The organism is Deltaproteobacteria bacterium (assembly GCA_020845775.1).
In the GTDB taxonomy this organism is placed as follows: domain Bacteria; phylum Bdellovibrionota_C; class UBA2361; order SZUA-149; family JADLFC01; genus JADLFC01.
The window spans coordinates 1-7,333 of sequence record JADLFC010000031.1; the positions used below are offsets into that span (position 1 = coordinate 1).

A 7,333-nucleotide genomic window follows, 5' to 3' on the forward strand; every position below is an offset into this window, starting at 1 on the left:
ACCTAATGCCCCCCCCCTTTCCTCGAACAATGTGACAATCATGCTGGATTTCCAGTGCCTTTTGCGATATTATTATCTTTATATCGTTCCTTTTATAAAATCTCTCCACCGAAATGGGGCAAGATCAAAATTATTTTTAACAAGCTTAATAACGCCTGCTACAAAACCGTAAATTATCACTCCACCAAAGGCAGTGATAATCAAAAAACAATAAACAAGATTTTTCGGATCCTTTTTCCAGGACTCGATTAAAAACTCCATCATTAAAAACCTCCTTCCTCCCCCCTCCCAGCAGCAACTGACTGCTATTGTTTCGCAACAAGAATTAATCAACGGAACGAGATACAATCGAGACGTACTCGAATAGTCGCTATTAGTCAACAGCGACTATATAGAGCAACAGGTCTCAGTCAGGAGACTAGGTCTTTAGTGTGATAGGTTTAACATCGAGGTTCCCTCATCCATTCTCATTTGAGGATTGCTGTAGACAAGCGTTCCCACAGACTAGTTAACCAGTCCGTGCGGCGTTTTCGTAGACGACTAATGGGCTTTCGTTGTTGGTAATTACGTTTTCGGAGACAATTACCTCTTTCACATTGCCGTCGCTGGGGATTTCAAACATGGTGTCCAACATTACTTGCTCAATTATAGAGCGTAAGCCCCTTGCACCAGTTTTTTTCTGAGTCGTTTTTGCAGCGATTTGTCGTATAGCCTCTTCCGTAAAGCGCAGTTGCACGTTGCTTAACTCAAAGAGTTTTTTGTACTGCTTTACCAAAGCGTTTTCTGGAGTCGTTAGCACCTGAACAAGATCGTCCTCACTAAGCTCGTCGAGTGTGGCAACTATTGGCAAGCGACCTATGAACTCCGGAATGAGGCCATAGGTTTGTAAGTCTTTAGGCTCAACTTTTGAAAGAACGCTCTCTTCCTTGTCTATAAGTGATAATACTTTGTCAGACCCAAATCCTATTTTTTGAGATCCAAGGCGTTTTTTTATGGCGTTTTCTAAGCCATCGAAGGCTCCACCGCAGATGAAGAGTATGTTTGTAGTGTCTACGTGTATAAACTCTTGTTGCGGATGCTTGCGGCCACCTTTAGGGGGCAAATTTGCTACCGTGCCTTCTATTAGTTTTAGCAGTGCCTGCTGAACTCCTTCACCAGAAACATCTCGCGTAACTGAAGGAGAGTCCGATTTTCTCGAAATCTTGTCTACCTCGTCGATATAAATAATTCCCCTCTGGGCCTTTTCAATGTCGTAATTCGCAGCCACGAGTAAATTTAACACTATGCTCTCTACGTCCTCTCCTACGTACCCGGCCTCGGTAAGATTAGTAGCATCCGCAATGGCAAATGGCACGTCGAGAACTTTTGCAAGGATTTGAGCCAAAAGAGTTTTTCCACAACCAGTGGGGCCTAGTAAAAGTATATTTGATTTTTGTAGCTCCACATCGCTACACCCCGCGGAAAGATATTCAATGCGCTTGTAGTGGTTGTGAACCGCAACTGATAGAACTTTTTTGGCGCGTTCTTGGCCCACCACATAGCGATCCAGAAAATCCTTTAGCTCGCGCGGAGTAGGAAGGCGATCCTGAAAGGAGGGTTTGTTGCGGTCGCCCAGCTCCTCGCACAAAATGTCATTGCATAACTCAACGCACTCATCGCAAATATAAACTGAGGGCCCAGCAACTAACTTTCTAACCTCGTCCTGAGTCTTCTCGCAGAATGAGCAAACTAGGGTTTGTGAGCGCGAAAATCTGTCATTTTTTCCAATCATTGGCGTGTCCTCCATCTACAATTGAAGATGCACTCTTGAAACTTAAAAGTTCAGGAAAGTGCGACAAGGCTCATTTCTTTTTTGGTCCATCCTGGGGGCCAAGCATAACGTCACTTAGATTAGTACTTCGGCCATAACATACTTAGAACATTAATATTTAAATTACGGGTAATTTGAGTAGGTTTTCCTAAGCTTTTCTGAAAGAGGGAAAAAGAAAATATGTGTAATATTAGGAGCTTATCCGTTTTAGGACAGGTTTTTAGAATCGTCGTCAGCCTGATTTTTCTGCTAAGTTTTAGCGCGTCGCGGGCCACTGCCGAATCGCCTGAGAGCATAAATCCGTTAAAAAGCGAAAAAGTAATAAACGTAAAGGATTATTTCGGCGAAAAATCGACTAATAAACCTGTAGAAAGCAAGGGGAACTCTGCGTCCAAAGAGACTTCGCCTAAGACAAAAAATTCAGCCAAGGGCGAAGTTGTTGAGCAAGAAGTTGCTGGAAAAGAGCAAGAAAAAAGCGTCAAAAAGGCCGAGGAAGTTTCAACTCCGGACAAGAAAACCCACGTATTCGTTTCTAGCGATCCAACTGCACATTTACTAGCGCCAGATGCCGACTTTCCAATTCGCATCAATCCCGAAGCTCCGGGGCCATTTATCGGAATGGCTACTGCCTTAGAGGACGGTGACCGAGAGACGGCAGCGCAATATGCCGATGCCTACGTGCGCTACATGACGAACCTCATGATTAGAGTTAGCGAGATAACCAATTTAATTGGCGAGGCGATGGTGCGACAAGGGGTAATCGACGAGGAGAGCTGGGTAGGAGTTGGGCAGTTTATTAACAAACAGTTTGCCGCTGCTAGAGAAAAAAATGGCTCTATGTGGAAGATGACTCACGAGCGAGCACTAGAGCGAGTTAAGCCAGATCCTAACGGCCAAGCCGAGATATATTTTTTCACGACGCTAAACTGCAAGTGGTGTCGCGACATGGGTCCCGATGTGGAAAGACTATGGCAAGTAGTTAAGCGCGACCCAAACCTTCGCATGGTAACTCTTACCCCTCAGCGCTATCCCCAAGCATGGGTAGATTCGTTTAAGGATTTTACGGGCATGACGGGTCCAGTGCTCTATGGTGCAAATGTCGCAAAAGCCCTTCGCGTGGGATTTGTTCCAGCCTTAGTCGTAGTCTCACCGGGAAATAAGACAAGTTACGTAAAGACGGGAAAGCAGAGTTTTAAGCATATGTACGAGTTTGTGCGGAAGGTGCAGGGGTTGCCTTTGGAGATGAGTGAGGAAGTTAAGAAAGAAATCGCAGGAAGGCCGATAGGGCGGGAGGAGATCGCGAAGGCTAATGGGAAGAGTTTGTTTTGGGAAGAAGATAGGCAGGGCGATCCATCACGAGTGCTGGCGAAAACATCCTCGGAAAAGAAATCAGGGGTTGAATCGGTAGATAGGTTCTAATGGAGGGAGTGAATTAAGGATGAAAAGGCAACCACAGCCTAAAAGTGCTGGGCTACGACTGATGGGAGCACTGTTAAGTTTCTTGCTGAGTTTGACACTGCCTTCTATCTCAGTGGCTCAGAGTGAGACGAACTCAACTGAACGCGCCAGCCACGTAACAACGTCTCCCAAAGACGAGATGGCGCTTAGTGGACGCGAGAATTGGAAAGCTTTTGATGGCTGGCAAGATGAATATTCTGGTTTTAAGAGGAGCAGGATCCTGTTTAATCCTACTGACACAGATGAATTAAGATTTATGTTTCCCGAGAATGGCGTTATGGGTTTGGGAAGTATGGATGTGCATGTCGACGATGAGATCGACAAGTCGCAGCTAATAACATTTCAGTCCATACCTACAATACAAAAGGGATTTGCCGATAACACAAAGGCCCGCGACGACCATTTGAATCTTTTTGCTACCGTGAGGGGGGTAGCCATTAGCACCCTCAGTTATCTCGATAAGACCGTGGCAGCAGCCTTGGCGACTACACAGCAACAGGTGGATCAGGATGCAACTCATCAGCTTCTAAAACAGATCAGCTGGACAAGCGCTCAAATTGCCAATCCCGATAGAGAAGAGCTGTTTCAGGATATAAATGAAAAATTTGAGGCCTGCATGTGGATAATGGGAAGAAATGAGGAGAGTACGGAAGGGACTATGGATACAGGAACGCTTCCCGACTACCTAAAACATGTAAGCCTTAGCTACTGCAAACAGTCAGACAATGAATGCAGAAATGCTTACTCTCGTGAAAAGCCGGAAACCTACGAACAAGGGGAGAACCAGTCTGACTATCCCTGGGCTTATCACTACTGCGTCTGTTGCGCGGAAAGAGATGTAAGTATTAATAATAGTCCAGGATTCAAGTCAGAGCTTTCAAAGAGTGGAAAAACAAGTAACTCGCCAGCGGAGAACGACGGCTGGAGTTTAGCCGATCGGCTGTTTATCGGGACGCGGTTGCCTGATAATCTGCTAGGAATAGAAACTCGCCGCAACGCCACGGTGAACATCATATCCTTCGCGCAGCTATGGAGATCGATATATGGCGATTATCTGCTCGTTAATCCGTTAAAGCAAGCGGACTCGGGTATGCTTTATGACGATCTGATGAACCATATAGGAGAGGGCGCTGTTCCAAAATGGAAGAGCTATAAAAATGCCATGAAAAAGGAAGTTGGCAGTGTGAAATCCGTATATATACCCCCCTACTTGAGCGTGCCACAATGGATAGAGGTGTTTCGCGAGAGATCTGCGTTACAGTACACTAACGAGAATTTATATAATCGAATAAACAACTGTTCTGAAACAACAACTAAGACCGGAGTTGATTACCTGTACCTCTATCATGCTGGACGAAGTACGTACTATTGTCCAGCTGCGCAAGAGGGTTTGAAACATGGAATTTGCCCAGCAGTGCGATATATTTTGTGGCGGTTCGACAATGGGACCATCAGTGATTGTTTCGACGGGAAAGCTCAAGACGATTGCAATGAAGATAGCCTAAGGAGCTTATGGTTAGAAGCTTCGATGGGAGGGCCTCTTACCGCAGCGGATTTCACCAATCTTTCAGGTATGCGAGCGACGACCGGTGCTAGCAGTAGTAGCAGTTCGTTCGCCCTGGAGATCCAGGGTACTGGTGCGGATCAACGTGGGGATCGCCGAGATAGATGGATAACTACTTTCTGTGACTCTTCGGCAGTTACGGCGTTTAAGAAGCTGCACCTTCGGATGATGAGCATTACGCTGGATTTCATGACATACAACACCAAGCTTACGCGGAATCAGAAAGACCGCGTCATGAAGTTGATGAATAGGGTGTCCTCCTATCTTGAGCTGGGTGCGATGGATTCTATAACGGCGGTAAGAAATCAGCTCGTGGCATTGCATGTAGAAGGAGATAGGCGCGGTGAAGCCGAGAGGGCGGCGATGTGGTCTTCGGCGATTGCGGCGCAGGAGACGTCTCAGCAATTGGGGGAGTTGCTTACGTTTGGAGGAAGTTTGGATTTGCCTTCTAAGTAGAAGTTAAAGGGTTTTAGATAGGATAGCCTCTATATGGCTCAAGCGGTGGCATCAGCGACAAACTCGGCAGGCACGTTGGTAGCAGCGGTGCTAGAAGCGGCGGGGTATGCGCAGCAGTCGCGCTTGTTAGTCGATATGCAGACGTGGTTTCAGGATATGGGGGCCTTTGCGTATGTCGTGGCCGCAATCGGCGCTATCGTCAGTGTAGTCCTCTTTGGCAGCTATAACATGCCTAGATACTTTTTGCTTGGGCCTGCTCTGTTTTGGTTTTTAATCGGGCCCACAAGAGACGTTAGCGAGGTTACTTGGAAACTTGGCGGTGGAGAGGCGCGCAGTATCGATGGTGCCTACATGGAGGGCTTGGAGGAATATAAAATTGGCAATTCAGAGAACGGCCAAGAACCTACTAAGGTAGCTGCTTTTTTTTATTACTATACCGCCTTTTTTAGCAATCTCGTTAACTCCGTCGTCGACGTCATACTAAAATTCGAGAACGACGAGGATCTTATGATGATTGCTAGGACTCAAGCCCTAGACATGCTCTTAAACATTAAGCCGCAGAGAAAGGAGCTGTTTGAGATATTGCATCAAACACTTTATGGGAAGTGCGACAAGATGATGCAATATGCAATTGCGCTGACGAGTCGAAATATTAGCGATGCCGTCGTAAAGTCCCTCGAGGAGCGCCTGAAAAATACTTCTTCTGACGATACCGAGGCTTATCAGTCCATTAGCAAAACTCTTGAGCAAGTAAAGAATACCAGAGCATCGCTACAGGCGGACTATGACTATGAGAGCTTTCAGCTAGTTGAAATAGATAATCCTATGCAGGAATTTATCTCTACGCACTACGATAAGGAGCACAAGTACTACGGCAAAAACATTCTAACCTGCGGCATGGTGTGGGACGTAGCACAGACGGCTGTGATGGAGGAAGCGGCATGGTTTGTCGAGAAGGTCGAGGCCAGTCACTTAAAACCGCCGCTCGATAAGAACAACAAGCGCCACCAACAGTTGCTTTGCTATGCCATAGCAAAAAAACTTCATAGTAACTTTGAGGATCGCAATCACGAAGCGGGGCTTAACGGCGAGTGCAATTTAGTGGAGGCGGCCGCAATTTTTCTCATGCGCCACACCATTTCAGATACAACTTTTAGTCAGGTGGCCCAGCAGATTAAGAACAAGGCGCAAGTCTGGAAGGGAGTAGATGATTTCGTGTGGCTAGACGACCCCGACACTAGCGATAGCAATCGCGGGTTTCAACTGCAACCCGGCACCTACATGGATCAACAAATTCAGCATGGGGTGCTAGTAGGAAGAGTGCTGCCGGATGAATATAGAAACCTCACGGAAGAAGAGCGAGAGGGAAAGGCAAGGGAAATCGGTTCGAGATGGCGGCCACTAATGCATGTTGAAATCGGCGGATTTATGGATGTGTCCTATAACGAGCAGCAGCGCTATCGAAGTCTTGGCATCATGCAGGAAATATTTTCTTACGCCATGCACCTTCCCTATTGGCAGGGAGTGATTCTTTACTTGCTAGGGGTGAGTTATCCGTTTCTTTGCCCGCTAGTCTTGTTGCCGAATAGGGCGTTAGTTATTCTGTCTTTGCCACTAACGTGGTTATGGGTAAAGAGCTGGGACATTGGCTTTGCGCTCGTTATGATTCTCGATAAGATTTTGTGGAACCTGCTTCCGAAAAGCGACTTGCCTTATAATCCGATAAGCGACGATTCCTACTCTGCAAAACTGCCAGATATGCTTGAACAGGCCTTGGCAGTAGATCCTAGCTATAACCTCCACGTGCATTATACGTTTATAAGCATGGCAATGTTTGCTGTTCCGGCCATTACTGGATACGCAATTCTGAAGGGCAAAAGCAGTGTGCTTGCTTCTTTTACGGAAGGAGCTGCCGATCAGGGAAGGGACGCGAATCCACTTGCGGCGGGAAGTTATGGCGCACAGATAATGAACAAACGACAACAGCAGATGAACGAGTTTGGAGGTGCTGCACTTCTAAGTCACGGCTATCGGGGACAGGGAGT

Annotated in this window: 4 protein-coding genes; 3 read left to right on the top strand and 1 reads right to left on the bottom strand. The window is 46.6% G+C overall.

The annotated features are described in order from the left end of the window. Positions 1–508: 508 nt before the first annotated feature. On the bottom strand, positions 509–1,771 hold the full coding sequence (gene clpX, locus IT291_02115) for an ATP-dependent Clp protease ATP-binding subunit ClpX (GenBank protein ID MCC6220016.1): 1,263 nt from the start codon (positions 1,769–1,771) through the stop codon (positions 509–511). Between the two features lie 219 nt (positions 1,772–1,990). Here clpX and IT291_02120 point away from each other — a divergent pair, with 219 nt between their 5' ends. The 3 genes from IT291_02120 to IT291_02130 form a co-directional block, all read left to right on the top strand. Beyond that, complete coding sequence (locus IT291_02120; protein MCC6220017.1) at positions 1,991–3,229, top strand: hypothetical protein; 1,239 nt, start codon at positions 1,991–1,993, stop codon at positions 3,227–3,229. Between the two features lie 19 nt (positions 3,230–3,248). Beyond that, complete coding sequence (locus IT291_02125; GenBank protein ID MCC6220018.1) at positions 3,249–5,288, top strand: hypothetical protein; 2,040 nt, start codon at positions 3,249–3,251, stop codon at positions 5,286–5,288. 33 nt (positions 5,289–5,321) lie between these two features. Continuing rightward, positions 5,322–7,333: hypothetical protein (locus tag IT291_02130; protein MCC6220019.1), on the top strand; the 2,012-nt coding region annotated here is incomplete at its 3' end.

Excerpts from the sequence above, each read along its gene's own strand:
- IT291_02125 (MCC6220018.1), top strand. The coding sequence starts at position 3,249 with ATGAAAAGGCAACCACAGCCTAAAAGTGCTGGGCTACGACTGATGGGA.
- IT291_02120 (MCC6220017.1), top strand. The coding sequence starts at position 1,991 with ATGTGTAATATTAGGAGCTTATCCGTTTTAGGACAGGTTTTTAGAATC.
- clpX (MCC6220016.1), bottom strand. The coding sequence starts at position 1,771 with ATGATTGGAAAAAATGACAGATTTTCGCGCTCACAAACCCTAGTTTGC.